Genomic DNA, 15890 nt, shown 5'->3' on the forward strand with positions numbered 1-15890 from the left:
ATGAAATTAAACACAGCCATTTTACTTCCCTTTTTATTGGGATTCATTCTTCCCACTTTTGCCCAGGATATTACTGGCGATTATGTAGAATTTAACGATCGAAACAATGTAGTACATGGGGTCTACCTAGGCTTAACTACCCACTATGGGGAGATTGAGGATAAGGACACCTTCTTTACCAGTTTAAAGGTGGCATACGTGGCCAACCAACAATTTGAAATAGGTTTTGTAGGTACTTTCTTCTATTCGGATCAAAACATTTACAGGGGCATATCCAGTTATGATGAAGATCTAATCGGGGCCTATGGAGGCCTACATTTAGAACCTATCTTTTTTAGCAAGTCTTTGGTAAACCTATCATTTCCAGTGCTAATAGGAGCGGGAGGCATGGGTTACATAGATGACAACTACAATGATCATGATTTTGACGAACAGGAATTTGAAGATAATGCACAGGCCTTATTTATAGTTGAACCTGGGATAAACGCCTTATTCAATATTTCCAGATATTTACAATTGGAGGCTGGAGTAAAGTACCGGTTTTCCAGTAGTGTAAACGACACGAATAACTTTGACCCCATTAAGCGAATAAATGGCTTCTCAGCAGGGATAGGTGTTAAAGTAGGTATTTTCAACATGGGCAGGAACAGATATAAACAAAATCTTTAATATGAAAAATAGAACCAATACCCTTTGCAGCATTTGCCACGATGTTATTGAGACCCAACACGTATTCTCCGAGGACAATCAGGTTTTTATAAAAAGAAATAGGGTTGAATCATCAAATGGGTCCATCCTCAAAGACCAATGGTATCCAATTAATTTTCAATGGGTATCGGACATGGAGCTAAGAAAAAACTTAGCGTTGCAATCAAATATGGAGTAAATAAGAATCACCAAAATGGCTTTTTCCCAATTTTAAAAGGAATCCCTTCACCTGTTCATTTTTGGTCGGTATCCCGTTTGGGCCATATCTTGGCAAAGCCCTTTTTAAATACCATAACAATCAATAAACAAAGTAAACCTATAACCAGACCGGCTAAAAATTCCCCCAATATTGCCGGCAATGCCTCTAACCAATGATGAAGAAAATCCAGGTTATGTACAAAAATCCCCCCGGACACCAACACCAGGGCAATAGTCCCTATTACCGATAAACTTTTAATAACGACCGGCAAGGCTGCCACTAGAAACTGCCCTATGGCATCGGATATACTGCGCTTCCTGCCATTAAGGGCAATAAGTTTAAGGCCCAGATCGTCCATCCTTACAATCAACGCCACTATACCATAAACCCCGGCCGTTGCCACCAATGCAATTATGGAAACAACTATTACTTGTGTCCAAATAGACTGTTCAACTACTGTTCCAAGAGCAATGATTACTATTTCCACTGAGAGAATAAAATCGGTAATAATGGCCGATTTTATTTTTTCCTTCTCCAAGAGTAAAATCTCCGCTTTGTTCAAATGGGTTTGTACCTTCCCTGCTTTTGGCTTGTGGTGGGGTACTAGAAAATGGTAATTTTTCTCCGCCCCTTCATATGCCAGATAAAATCCACCTAACACCAAAATTACCGTGATTGCCAATGGAAAAAAGGCACTTAGCAGAAAGGCGAAGGGCAATATAATCAATTTGTTCAGCAATGATCCCTTTGTAATGGCCCACAACACAGGTATTTCCCGGGAAGAAATAAAACCGGAAGCCTTTTCGGCATTTACGGCCAAATCATCGCCCAAAATACCAGCTGTTTTCTTACCGGCTATTTTACTCATAGCCCCTACATCGTCCATTAAACTGGCGATATCATCCAATAAAGCAAAAAATCCTGATGCCATTTGATTACACTTCCTTATATAATTTATATTATTTTATCCTCCATTGTCCTCAGCTCCCCAAGGCTACCGCTCCCTACCCGCAAATATATTTTATAATTCCTTTACATACATTTTATTTACAAGAATAGGTCCTTTTCCTAATAATCCTAGGCTCAAAAAATTTCAATCTTGCCCCAATAACCCATAACGCCCCTATCCAAACCGGGATCCCACCTCTCCAATAGCCCAATCAGGTCCAAACTTGCCCAAAATGGTCCAATAAAATGGAGCAATTATCATTTGCCCGTATATTTTATTTAATAAGTTAGCATAAGATTCGTAAAAGCGCATTTTCTATTCCACTAATGATGATCTTTGGTCTACGAAATATGAAACTAACCAGGTCAAAATATCGATTTATAAAAAGGGGCGCCAAAGTTGTTTTGGTACTTGCCTTGCTTTTTATCGGTTTGGTACTTATCATTAGAAGCCCATGGGCCCAGAATTTAATTGTAAACAAAGCAACAGATTACATATCCAACAAGACCAATACCAAAGTTGAAATAGATCAACTTTTTATAACTTTTTCAGGGAATGCCCTATTGGAAGGTTTGTATCTGGAAGATAAAAAAGGGGATACCTTGTTGTACTCCAAATCCATTGAGGCCAATGTGCCTCTTAGCGCTCTGCTATTCCGTAATGAGTTGAATTTAAAGTCCCTGAAATGGCAAGGTTTACGCGCTCAAATTAAACGCAATTCAGGTTCGGGGAAATTCAATTACCAATTTCTAATAGATGCCTTGGCACCTAAAGATACCGTTCCCCAACAGTCGGACACAGCAGCAATGAAGCTAAAAATTGGCACTCTCGATTTTTCCAACTTTCAAATATCCTATAACGATAAGGTATCGGGCTTGGAGGCCAAGCTTGCCTTGGGTACATTCTATTTGAAAGCCAACAAGGTCAATTTTGAATCTATGCATTACGAGCTGGACGAAGTGGCATTTTCGGATACCCAGATCCAGTATATACAAGGCAAACCGTTGGTATCCAAGGACAACCCGGACAGCAAACTTCCTTTCTTGTTGATCAACGACCTTAATTTCAACAATATTCTGATAGATTACCAATCCATTCCTGATAATGTAGTGGCGGCAATAAAATTAGGGGAGTTTAAACTAGACCTCCCCAAAGCCCATCTGGCAGAAAATGAGATGGACATAAAATTCCTCTCCCTAAAAAACTCGGACATCTCCCTGCAACTCTTAAGAGATGATACGGGGGTGACACATGCTTCAACACCCACACCCCAAAAGCCAAACTTTTCGTGGCCCGATTTCTCATTGGTGGCAGATAAAATTGCCCTCGAAAATAATTCGATCCAATATCAACTTAATAACGGATCATCTGAGGCAGAACACTTCAACCCTAACAATCTAGGGTTATCCAAACTTACTTTGAACGCCTCGGACCTGTACTATCAACCCAAAAATATCAACCTAAACCTAGTCCAGTTTTCATTCGTGGAAAAAAGTGGCTTTACATTAAACCACATGAGCATGGCCGCCCGTTTAAACGGAACCACGGCCTCCATTGCCGGGTTAAAAATGCAGACCGCTTCAAGTTCCATAAATGGAGACTTTGCATTGGGATATCCTTCCATACAGCAACTGATAGACTACCCTGGGGATACAAAGGTGGACCTGCAATTGAGGGAGATGAAACTGGCACTTAAAGACGCCCTATATTTTAAACCTACCCTAGCGGAAAATGAATATTTTACCATTGGCCAACAACATCCCGTTACAGGAAATTTAAGTCTAAAGGGCACACTTAATGATTTGACACTGTCTACTTTAAATTTAAATTGGAACAACACTGCCGTGATAGGTAAAGGCCAACTATTATGGGCTACAGAGCCCGATTCACTTTCTTATGATTTTGCAACGGTAAGAGTTAGCTCCACAAAAGAAGATCTACAGTTGTTTATGCCCGCAAAAGACCTGGACATTTCCCTACCGCTTACCATGGTGGTAGAGGCCAAAGTGCAGGGCAGTTTAAAAAACATCTCAGGGGAGCTATTCGCAAAAATCCCTGAAGGTACTGCCCACATCACGGGCAACTATACCAATTTGGAAGCAATAAATTTCAATGGCGACCTTCAGGTAAGCGAACTGCAGTTGGGCAAGTTGCTAAACGATGATCAACTGGGCACCATGACTTTTAGGATTAATGCAAGCGGAAGTGGAAGCAGTTTAAATACCATGAATGCCGAGGTTGGGTCCAAATTCGACCAACTTACCTACAAGAATTATGATTTTTCCGATCTGGAATTAAATGGAAAAATCCGTAACGGAAAAGGCAACATAAATCTCAATTTTAAAGATGACAATCTAAATTTCACTTCCCAAACAAGGGTAAGCCTGGATTCTTCCAAGTCAAAATATGGCCTGCATCTAAATGTTATTGGTGCCGACCTTCAGGCCTTGGGCATTACTTCGGAGAATATTAAGGCTGGGCTGGATGTGGAAGCACAGTATACAGGCAATCCAAAAGACTTTGTATTGAATGCATCCGTGAAAAATGGGTTGGCCGTATATGACGGCCAACAATACCAACTGGGTGAAGTGGAAATTAAATCCAAAATCGATACCCTTAATACGGAGGTTGCCATTATCAGTGATTTTCTAACAGGAAATTTATTTTCCAACGGTTCTCCCCAAAGCATAAACTCTTCTTTACAACAATATTTTAAAAATTATTTTCGGGATTCGATAGTGCCTACCTCCCCTATCGACTCCCTAAAACTAAAAATGGATTTGAAATTAATTCCGAATTCCATTCTAACTAAAATATTTTTAAGGGATTTGGAACAATTGGACTCCGTAAGCGCACAGGCCAATTTTGATGCTGCCAATCGCAGCTTGGTGTCGGACATACAAATACCCTATGCCAGATATAAAGGTATTGCCCTGGACAGTTTAAGCTTTTCCATAAATGGCGATGCAACCAATCTGAGTTTTAAAACTGGTCTGGCCAAACTACTGGCCGATCCCGTAGACCTTGGAAGAACAACTTTGGAAGGAAGGTTGTACAATAGGCAATTATTACTAGAATTTAGTTCTTATGACGGAGCAGAAAAAATAACGTACTTGGCCTCGGAAATGTCCCTTGCCAAGGACACCACCCTACTCCATATAAATCCCACCTCACTAATATTCAACAAATCGAAATGGAGTGTTCCAGAGGACAACAGTATATCATTTTCAGAAAACCATTTGGAATTCAACAATGTAATATTGAAAAGAAATTCACAAAAACTGAGTTTTGCAAGTGGACTTCCTGAAACGGAGGCACAGCCTATCACCCTAAGCTTCGAACAATTTAAGCTACAGACCTTTATAGCGATGCTAAACCCCGAAAGGCCCTTGGCATCAGGTATAGTAAATGGGGATTTTACCATTGAAAACCTATTTGGTGCCACTGGTATTGTGGCAGATTTCAATATAAACGATCTGGAAATTTTGGAACATACACTGGGCAATCTTAGATTAAATGCCAATTCCAAATTAAATGGAACCTACGATTTTAATCTCGCCTTAAAAGGTGGGGGCGCGGATATAGATCTTAACGGGGATTATGCTGCCTCCAAAACTGGCGCCCAATTAAATTTGGACCTGGATCTCAATAAGATAGACCTCCAATTTATAGAAAAATTCTCGCGAGGAGGGTTGAAAGACTCCCATGGAACACTTTCTGGTAATATTGATGTTTCAGGGACGACGACTTCCCCTATTTATTCAGGTTCCGTTACTTTTCAAAACACCGATTTTAATGTGTCGAGTTTAAATTCTGTTTTTAAGATTTCCGATGAAACCCTTACAATGGATAATGAAGGGGTTTATTTGGACAACTTTCAGATTACAGACGCCAATGGCAGTAACTTTACAATGAATGGTTCCATTGGCACCGAAGAATTAACTAACCCAAAATTTGATCTCACCCTGAATGCCGAACAATTTCAAGCCCTTAACTCCACAAAGGAAGACAACGAATTGTTTTATGGAAAGTCTAGCTTTGATTTGGACCTAAACGTTAAAGGCTATTTAAAACTCCCGGTAATAGAAGGGCGGATCCGTGTCCGAAAAATAACCGATATTACCTATGTAGTTCCTAAAATCCAGTTGGATGTGCAAGAACGCGAAGGGGTGGTACTTTTTGTAAACCGTGAAAATCCCAATGCCATCCTTACCAGAAATGAGCAAGAAGAAACTCCAGCCTTTTTTTCGGGAATGGATGTCAATGTTATATTGGAAATCGCGGACGATTCAGATTTTAACATTATAATTGATGAACGTACCGGAGATAACCTAAGGGTTTCTGGAAATGCTACCTTAAACCTTAATATGGAACCCAACGGATTAACGAACCTTACGGGCAGGTACGAACTAAATTCCGGGCATTACGAAACTTCTTTGTACAATCTGGTAAAGCGAAGATTTGAAATCAACCCCGGTAGTACCATTACATGGCAGGGCGACCCCACCGATGCCAAACTGAAGGTTACCGCAGTGTATCAGGTGGAAACTTCCGCAACACCACTCATGTCGTCCATTACTTCTGGCGAAGATATAAGCGTAACCAATAAATACAGACAAGTACTGCCCTTTTTGGTTTACCTTAATGTTGACGGTGAACTATTGAAACCAAAGTTATCCTTTAGATTGGATATGCCAGAAGATGAACAAGGGTCGCTTGGAGGAGCTGTTTACGGTAGGGTGCAACAATTAAATCAACAAGAAGCCGAGTTGAACAAACAAGTGTTCTCCTTATTGGCCCTTAATAGATTTTATCCAGATTCAGGAAGTGACGGAAGTACGGGAGGTACGGCAGCCATTGCCAGGGACAATGTAAACAAAGTGCTATCCGGAGAGATCAATGCCTTTTCCGATAAGGTATTTGGCAAATCGGGATTTGAAGTGGATTTTGACCTGGACAGTTTTACGGATTACCAGGGCGAAAGTCCACAGGACCGCACCCAATTGAACATCAATGCCAAGAAAAAATTGTTCGATGACAGATTGGTGGTAACAGCAGGCAGTGCTGTGGATGTGGAAGGAAGTGCGCAATCCGGCCAAGATGAAACTCCAATTATCGGCAACGTAAGTCTAGAGTATTTACTTACCAAAGATGGCCGCTATAGACTAAGGGGTTTCAGAAAGAACGAGTATGAAAATATCATAGACGGCCAATTGATCGTCACAGGAATAGCCCTGATTTTCAACAGGGAATTCAATAAGTTTAGTCAATTATTCAACCCCCTGAAAGAAACGGATACAATAAATGGAACGGAGAAGGGGGATCAAAAAAAAGAATAGAATTTTGAAAGCATCCAACACATATCGCTATGCGCTGATTTTGCTAATTATAGGAAATTTATTTTCCTGTGGTGTAAGTAAATTTATCCCCTATGGGGAAACCTTATATACCGGTTCCGAGATCAACATTGAATCCGATAGAGAAATAGGAAATACCAAAAAAGTTTCCCAGGAACTGCATACGCTTCTGGAACCCGAACCAAATTCCAAAATTCTGGGGATAAGACCAGGCTTGTACTTCCATTACAAAGCCCAGCAGAAGAACCCTGGTTTTTTAAACAGATGGCTCAATAAAAAACTGGGGGAAGAACCGGTATATTTATCGGATGTAAATCCACAACGTATAGAGCAACTCATGCTGAACCGCTTGGACAATCGTGGATTTTTTTACAGCAAAGTATCGTCCAAAATAGACAGTACCCAAAAACATGCGGCACTAAGGTTCCATGCAGAAATAAAACAGCCATATACCCTTGAACAATTTAAGTTGGATAAAGATTCATTGCCAATTTACAAGGATATATCCAAGGCTCTATCCCAAACAGAAATAAGGCTAGGACAAAGATTCGATCTGGAACTGATGAAATACGAGCGGGAACGCATAGACCAGGAACTAAAACAAAAGGGATATTACAATTTTAATCCTGATTTTTTAATTTTTGAAGTCGATACCAATCGCTATGACAACAAGAAATTTGATCTTTTTTTGAGACTTAAAAAAAATGTTCCCAAAAAGTCCCTTATCCCCTATACCATCGATTCCATTTCTGTATTCCCCAACTTTTCCATAGAAACAGACACCTTAACACCCTCAAGGGCCACATTGATCAACGGTATAAGTTTTTTTCAGAAAGAAGAATTTTTTAAACCAAAAAAACTCGAGCCTTACATCCTGTTCGGACTTGGTCAAAAATATAATTCAAGAATGGCCCGCCGGACCAGCAATCGCCTATCATCCTTAGGCACCTATAAATACGTTAACATTAGATTCAATGAAAATGATAGTTCCGCCACGGATAGTGTAGGATCATTGTCCGCAGACATATACCTTTCGCCCCTGACCAAGAGGTCGGTGCGTGCAGAATTGCAGGCCGTAACCAAATCCAATGGCTTTGCCGGTCCGGGCGTAGCCATCACCTACAATAACCGAAATTTGTTTAAGGGGGGCGAGACCTTTAGCTTAACCGGAAACTTCGCCTATGAGACACAGCTTTCAGGAGGAAAGAACACAGGCCTTAGTAGTATAGCAGGAGGCCTTAAAACAGATCTGATCATTCCTAGACTCCTTCCCTTTTCTCCCAAGAAATTTAAATATGCCGTACCCAAGACCAAAATTAGCCTGGGAACCGATTTCTTAAAGCGCTCCAAACTTTATACCCTAAGTTCGTTCAACACTGCCTTTGGGTATACCTGGAATGCCAATAGGTTTGCATACCATGAGCTTAATCCCATTAGCATCAATTACGTAAAACTGTCCAATACCACTGAAGAATTTACGGCAATTTTGGAAAAAAATCCATTTTTGAAACAAAGTTTCGACCAGCAGTTCATAGCTGGACTCAACTATACTTTTACTTATAACGAACTGGTAGATGTAAATAAAAAACACCCAATATTCATTTCAACAAGTTTAGATATTGCTGGTAATACCTTACATCTTATAGGTGGGTCCGACAACACAGTTTTTGGATTGGAATATGCCCAATATGCCAAGGCCGATGTAGATTTTCGATATTATATAAAATGGGGAAAGGAACAGACCCTAGTGAGCAGACTTTACGCAGGATGGGGCATACCCTATGGCAACTCCACTACCCTACCCTTTGTGAAACAATTTTTTTCTGGAGGTCCCTATAGTGTTAGGGCCTTTAAAACTAGATCGTTGGGACCAGGAACATTCAGTTCTACGGAAAATGGCACATCTTCATTTTTTGACCAATCCGGAAATCTGAGATTGGAAGGTAATTTGGAATATAGATTCCCCATATGGTCTTACCTAAAGGGCGCCGTTTTCGCCGATGCCGGGAACGTATGGTTGACCAATGATATAGAGGTTTCCGATGATGAACCGGTAGCCAGTCGAGAATTTAATGAAGAATTGCTCAACAAGGGAAAATTTGGTTCCAATTGGGCCGAAGAATTGGGCATTGGCTTAGGATTGGGCCTTAGGATAGATATTCAAAGTTTTGTAATACGATTTGATCTTGCTTCACCCCTGCAAGTCCCTTACTTACCGGAGGGGGATCGTATCAGGACCCCATTCTTTGATGGCGGCAGCAATAATCTCATCTTCAATTTTGCTATCGGATATCCTTTTTAACAGGACTTAAAACGTAAAAAGCCCTATCGTTTTATTAAAGAAATCATAAACTTTTCCTTTCCCATTAAATGGATCAAAAATGGAATCTTTTGAATTATCGCCTTTTGGTATTTAGGTCTAATTTTAAACAAGATAAATTATTAACCTGTCTGCCCATAAGTGCAGACCTTAAAATAAATAAGACTATGAACAGTGATCAATTGGAAGGAAAATGGAAACAAGTCAAAGGTAAATTCAAACAAAAGTACGGTGATCTTACCGATAATGACCTAACTTATTCAGAAGGTAAGTTTGACGAATTCTTAGGCCGTTTACAAGAAAAAACCGGAAAGGCAAAAGAGCAATTAAAAGAAGAGATCGACAATATGTAATGTCGCGACCACGGTTTAATTTTTATTACAACAACCCCTACCATTGGTAGGGGTTGCTTTTTTTAGGGAAGATCTATATCCAATAAAACGTAAAAAATAGTACTTAAAGGGAATTTTGCAATATTATTTGGGCGGGCACGGTTTAACGGCTAACACCATGCAAATAACTGAAAAGAGAAAACGTGCTACTGTTCCAAAGTATCGGGGATTACAACGGGAATTAAAGTCTATCCTTATTGTCTTTGGTGTATTCCTTTTTATACATTCTTACGACTATTAGAAAAAGGCTTATTAGTAAAGGGCCAAATATGAGGCCGATAAATCCAAAGATAGGTACCCCAACAATTACCCCAATCAACGTAATCAAAGGATGTACGTTATCCAACTTTTTAAGTACATAGAGTCGGAATAGATTATCAGTAGACCCAACTACGATTAAACCATATAACAGTATGCCCCAGGCATCAAAACTATTGCCAGATGACAATGAAAGAATAAATACCGGAATTATCCCTAACATTGCCCCAATAAAGGGTACCATAGAACCAATGGTAACTATAACCGCCCAAAAAAAAGGCGAATTAATGCCGAACAATAAAAAACCAATAAGGGCAATTATACCCTGTGCCAAAGCAACAAGTGGGATACCCAAGGCATTGGAACGTACCATAGCCCTAATTTCCTGACCAATTATTTTAAGGTTATCCTTATTTATGGGAATATATTCAAACAATGACTCCCTTAACTCACGGCGATTGGTCAACATATAGAAAAGTATAAAATACATAATACCTACAGCGATAAACATATTAAAGGTTCCTCCTGCAAGCCCGGAAAGGTTTTGTGAAAACCATTTGGATACTTCGTTAAAATCGATTTGGGAAGTAAAATCATATCCGAATTTATTTTCCAGCGTTGCCAGCTGCGATTCCACAGCTGCAATTACTTTTTCGGAATTTTCAATGGCACTCTCCACTTTATTTCCCAGCATAAGAACAATTCCTGAAACAGGTAATAAAATACAGACAAACGATCCTATGAGTAAAAAAATGGCAGCTAGGTTAGGAGGCCACCCCTTTTTAACGAGTTTGGACATAGGTCTACGTAAAAGCACATAAATGGTTATAGCTCCCAAAACACCGGAAAAGTAAGGAAGTATTGCATGAAAAATTAGCCCTCCCAACATAATTATGAGGAGTAAACTAAATATTTGCCGAACTATTTTAGGGTTAATGTACGTCATAGGAATCACTCAAAATGAATTTAAAATGGTCAAAATAGATACGTTTATACTATTGTATATATTTGTTATTGATCTACTTTAGGCCAAGCCTGTCTATCGCTACAAAGGCAGATAGGCCGGTGTATGCGTACTCGACTTAGAAAGTGAAGACCCCATAAACCTTGGAATTCATATCGTCTTATGGGCTAGTTGATCTATACCCAAGTGCATGAATTCCACTTTTCCGAGTAGGGAGGAAATCCAATATAGGATAGATCCGACTGCTCACCGGGCCTACAATTTTCATTAGTGATATCCATCCTAATGAAATGACCGCTCGGACCAGTTGTGGCCATTGGTTCCCAAACCTTGTTGCCCGAAAAAATATTAAAGGGGCTTACGTCCCGATATAATATTGTATAGAACGGCAATAATGGCGATTACCAAGAGTATATGGATCAGGCTACTGGTGCCCATTCCGGCAACAATGCCAAAAAAGCCCAAGGCCCAAATAATGATACAAATTACAGCGATTAACCAAAGTATACTTCTCATAATTTCAAGTTTTAGTGATTGGAATTTTATAGTTACAATTGCCTTTTTGTAAAACCGAGTCCGTTACCTTTCAATAATCAAGCAACTCGATTCTAGACGATGATAAATTTAGAGACTTGTTTTGATGGAATGTAATTCATTAGGTAAATTTATTGATGCAATCAACTCGTTTTAAGAATGTGATCGGGTCCAGTTTTTACAAAAATTTAAACGATAGCAAAATAAATCCAGGTTATTCTGGTTGGCTTTATATTTTGGTCCAGGTCATTTTCAAAAATCGCATCTAAATTGTAAGTAAACTACTTAAAACACATTCATGCCTGCGCCCCTATAATCAAATAAATACCCATCAATGATTACAGCTTCTTATAATTGGTGTTATCATTAAATTGAAATAAAACTTAATGAATTAAAGCCCAGGCAAATTAAAGATTTTGGATTAAGTTGCTTTAACGGATAAAGTAAATTAAAAGTGTTTGTTAAGGGACAAAACTCAACCCTCAAAGACATTTTTGTTGAAGGGAATATTGTTAAATTAGCGAAGGGTGTAATAAATATCCAGAAATTATTATAAATACCTAGTTTGCAGTATCATACCCTCTAGGGCTAGCCATTTTTCAAAGTTTAAAAAACCATTAACACCATTGATATGAAAACATTTTATTTATTTATTTCCTTTTGTTTAGCCTGCTCTATCACCACTTTTGCCCAAATAAATCAAAAAAATAGGGTAATTGTTTTAACCGACATTGAAGCCGACCCGGATGACACCCAATCCTTGGTACGTTTGCTTTTGTATTCGAACCAAATTGACATTAAGGGAATTGTTGCAACAACCTCTTGCTGGTTGCAGAATAGAATAGCCCCTGAATCTATAGAAAGGGTCATTAGGGCCTACGGTAAAGTACAGCCCAACCTTTTAAAGCATGAAGCTGGTTTTCCCAAACCAGAAACATTGACAGCACTAATTAAAAAAGGTCTTCCTGAATATGGTATGAAGGGCGTTGGTGATGGAAAAAACTCGGAGGGTTCCGACTGGATAATCAAAGTTTTGGAAGAAAAAGATGATCGACCTTTGTGGATTTCAGTGTGGGGCGGGGTTAATACTTTGGCCCAATCCCTTGACCAAATTCGTAAAACAAAAAGTAAAAAAGAGGCACAACGATTAATTTCTAAACTCCGGGTCTATACCATCTCGGACCAAGATGATAGTGGCATTTGGATACGGAACAATTTTCCAGACCTGTTTTATATTGTTAGTCCTGGAGATTTTTACGCCTCTGCTACATGGACAGGCATCAATAGTTATATAAACGGAATAGACAATAGTGTAATCAGTAATACTTGGATAGCCCAGAACATACAACAAGACCATGGGCCTCTTGGAAGTGAATATCCCGATGTGGCTTGGGGCGTAGAAGGGGATACACCAGCATTTTTATCGTTAATACCCAACGGACTTAACGAACCTGAACATCCGGAATGGGGTGCGTGGGGAGGACGGTATGAATTATACAAACCAGATTTCTCAAAAACAAAAAAAGGAGGCTCCATAGTTACAATTGCTCCTGAGACCAGGCCAATTTGGACCAATGCAGTCGATAATTACACCCCTTACATTCCGAAGGAATACGGACGTTCGGTTAAAAGGGATACCATTACATTCAAGGATAATAAAGTAACGTTATGGCGCTGGAGGGACGATTTTCAAAATGATTTTGCCGCCCGTATGGATTGGTGCACCCAGACATATGAAGAAGCAAACCACCCTCCCATACCTGAGCTCACCCATTCTGATCTACTAACGGTAAGCTCCGGTGAAGCCTTTAGCCTGGATGCTTTTAAATCTACCGATCCTGATGGTGACAATCTTAGTTATTTGTGGTTCCATTATCCAGAAGAAAGCTCGTATAAAGAAAAAATAGATTTGGGTGCCGAGAATGTTCATATTGTAAACCTAAGAGCTCCGGAAGTAGAAAAAAAGGAAACCGTTCATTTCATTTTGAAGCTATCGGACAAGGGATCACCAGCATTGTCCAGGTACAAACGCGTTATTGTGACAGTTCTTCCAAATTAGTCCTCCGGAATACTAATAAGCCAACCATACGGTCATTTCTCCTTTGCCCCTGTTGCCCCAGGCATAATAAGGAATCAACCTCAAGGGAAAGCTATTATTTGACGGACCAATGGGACGGTATAGTTTTTTATCCCAGTTATTATCCTTTCCAAAGGCATTGGTCTTTAATGATAGTATTTCCCTATTCTGGATCTGAATCATTTCAGGCTGAAAAATTGCATTCCTATCAAAAATTAATTCATTGATATCCATATCTTGGGGAAGATCCTTGGACTCCACACAATACACCAAGGGGCCCCTTTTTACCGCAATTTGATTTTTTACCTCCTCAACCAAGGGGTTGGCCTCCATTAATTGAACTGGCATGGATAAATTAAGTAATACCTCATCCCCTGGTCTCCATATCCTTTTAATTTCAAAATAGGATCCGGGGTCGGGCTTGCCCAGCCATTGTTTTCCATTGACCGAGATATCAACTTCGGAAGCCCAGCCAGGGATTCGTAAATAAATGGAATACTCTTTTTTCTGTATTTCCTTTAGCGTAATGTGAACCGTTCCATCCCATGGATAATTCGTCCTTTGTTCAATCTCCAAAAGTGACCCGTTTTCAAGGGTTGTTTTTAAATGATTGCTTCCATATAGATTGAAATACAAACTTTGTGCCCCAAGGCTATAAGCAAAGTTGCCCACTTCTGCCAAAATACGGGTAACGTTTGGGGGGCAACAGTTCGACTTGGAAATATACCCTTCCCTTTCATTGCCCCATCGTTGTTGAAAGGGCAGGTTTTTGCTAACCGCAAGTGGGTTGGTGTAAAGAAATTCCTTACCATTTAGACCTATTCCGGAAAGCACACTATTGTACAGGGCCAGCTCTACAACATCTGCATATTTGGATTCTGCAGTTAATTGCAACATTCTCCAATTCCACAAAACATTGCCTATGTTGGCGCATGTTTCGTTATGGGCCGTAGCATTGGGCAATTGATAAGGCCTACCATAGGCCTGATGTATTTTTTGTACTTCGGAAAGTCTATAGGAGGTACCGTCAGGGGAAACCCCATCATATAAAGCACCGCAAGCACCGGTAATATACATTTTGCTATACACCACATCCTCCCAAATGGCATTGAGATTTTTCAAAAGTTGTTCTTCCCCTGTTTCGGCATAGAGGTCTGCGACCCCGGCATACAGATAATTGGCCCTCACGGCATGCCCCATGGCATTCATTTGCTCTCTAAAAGGTATTCTATCCTGGTTATCATCTGTACCGTCCTCGGTAGTCCCGCGAATATTGATCAGGTTATTGGCCAATTCCAAATATCTGGGGTCCTTTGTAGTGCGGTACATTTCAACCACTCCCATATAGTGCGACGGACATATGGCATTCCGTGCCAACTCGGGGGATGCTTGTTTATAGAAGTCGTACAAGAAGTTGGCAACACCCTCGGCCACTTTTAGAAAATTATCTTTACCTGTGGCCCTATAATGTACACAGGCGGCCGTCATCAAATGGCCCATATTATACTTTTCAAAACCCAATTGCTTTTGCAATTTTTCTGGTCCCAAGGTGCCCCAACGCTCCTCTATCAAAACTGGGGTATGCAAGTAGCCATCCTTTCTTTGGGCTTTGGCTATCAGGGCTATCGCCTCATCCATTTGGGTGTCTAGCTCGGGGGCTTTGGTAACTGCATAGACAGCGGCCATACCTTCAAAAAGTTTATAAAAATCCCCATCATGGAACGAAGGGCCTTTGTGTTTGCCCTTCATCAACCCAGCGGCAATCTCAAAGTTCTTGTATGCATGCGTGGTATCGCTATGGTAAAGCTGCCACATGTAGGTCAAGGTATGATTCCTTTCCACATCAAACTGTTCTTTCCAAAAACCATGGGTCCACTGTACAGCATCAAGATCTACACTCTGCAATTTGGCATATGGACTATTTACATTATTAACTAAACCTTTACTTTGGGAATATGTCCCAATGGTCAGTAAAACCATCAGGTTGGTCAAAATATATTTTTTTAGTGTCATACCAGTTCGTTTATAATAATTCACATTGGCCCCAAGATGTTTTAAAGGTATTGACTAGCTTCAAAATCCATGGACCCGGTGTCTCAATTACCGTATTTCCTGGATATATCTTTTAGCGC

The 15890-nt window shown here is 40.0% G+C and carries 10 protein-coding genes; 6 read left to right on the forward strand and 4 right to left on the reverse strand.

The features are described from left to right. Both QSE00_RS16920 and QSE00_RS16925 read left to right on the forward strand, forming a co-directional pair. Positions 1-669, forward strand: coding sequence for a hypothetical protein (locus tag QSE00_RS16920; RefSeq protein ID WP_286106852.1), 669 nt, complete (start codon positions 1-3; stop codon positions 667-669). A 1-nt stretch (position 670) separates the two neighbouring features. Next, positions 671-886, forward strand: coding sequence for a hypothetical protein (locus QSE00_RS16925; RefSeq protein ID WP_286106853.1), 216 nt, complete (start codon positions 671-673; stop codon positions 884-886). Between the two features lie 55 nt (positions 887-941). Here the strand turns inward: QSE00_RS16925 and QSE00_RS16930 are convergent, their stop codons facing one another. After that, positions 942-1838 carry a DUF808 domain-containing protein gene (locus QSE00_RS16930; protein WP_286106854.1) on the reverse strand — a complete coding sequence of 299 codons (897 nt, stop codon included), beginning with the start codon at positions 1836-1838 and terminating at the stop codon, positions 942-944. Positions 1839-2206: 368 nt separating this feature from the next. Here QSE00_RS16930 and QSE00_RS16935 point away from each other — a divergent pair, with 368 nt between their 5' ends. From QSE00_RS16935 to QSE00_RS16945, 3 genes are all read left to right on the forward strand, one after another. Next, the gene (locus tag QSE00_RS16935) at positions 2207-7195 is read left to right on the forward strand and encodes a translocation/assembly module TamB domain-containing protein (protein ID WP_286106855.1); all 4989 of its coding nucleotides are present in this window, start codon (positions 2207-2209) and stop codon (positions 7193-7195) included. Positions 7196-7199: 4 nt separating this feature from the next. Next, on the forward strand, positions 7200-9515 hold the full coding sequence (tamL, locus tag QSE00_RS16940; RefSeq protein ID WP_258364836.1) for a translocation and assembly module lipoprotein TamL: 2316 nt from the start codon (positions 7200-7202) through the stop codon (positions 9513-9515). 185 nt (positions 9516-9700) lie between these two features. Continuing rightward, complete coding sequence (locus QSE00_RS16945; RefSeq protein WP_110356519.1) at positions 9701-9886, forward strand: CsbD family protein; 186 nt, start codon at positions 9701-9703, stop codon at positions 9884-9886. Positions 9887-10106: 220 nt separating this feature from the next. Here QSE00_RS16945 and QSE00_RS16950 read toward each other — a convergent pair whose 3' ends face one another. Next, on the reverse strand, positions 10107-11129 hold the full coding sequence (locus tag QSE00_RS16950) for an AI-2E family transporter (protein WP_110356469.1): 1023 nt from the start codon (positions 11127-11129) through the stop codon (positions 10107-10109). A 366-nt stretch (positions 11130-11495) separates the two neighbouring features. Next, entirely contained in the window at positions 11496-11663 is a 168-nt protein-coding gene (locus QSE00_RS16955; RefSeq protein WP_110356468.1) for a lmo0937 family membrane protein, read from the reverse strand. A 649-nt stretch (positions 11664-12312) separates the two neighbouring features. Here QSE00_RS16955 and QSE00_RS16960 point away from each other — a divergent pair. After that, positions 12313-13740: a nucleoside hydrolase-like domain-containing protein gene (locus QSE00_RS16960; RefSeq protein WP_286106857.1), complete on the forward strand. Its 1428-nt coding sequence runs from the start codon at positions 12313-12315 to the stop codon at positions 13738-13740. 12 nt (positions 13741-13752) lie between these two features. On the opposite strand, the gene QSE00_RS16965 is transcribed toward QSE00_RS16960, so the two are convergent. After that, positions 13753-15771, reverse strand: coding sequence for an aceric acid hydrolase (locus QSE00_RS16965; RefSeq protein ID WP_286106858.1), 2019 nt, complete (start codon positions 15769-15771; stop codon positions 13753-13755). Positions 15772-15890 lie beyond the last annotated feature (119 nt).

Source organism: Arenibacter flavimaris (genome assembly GCF_030291335.1).
Taxonomy (GTDB): Bacteria; Bacteroidota; Bacteroidia; order Flavobacteriales; family Flavobacteriaceae; genus Arenibacter.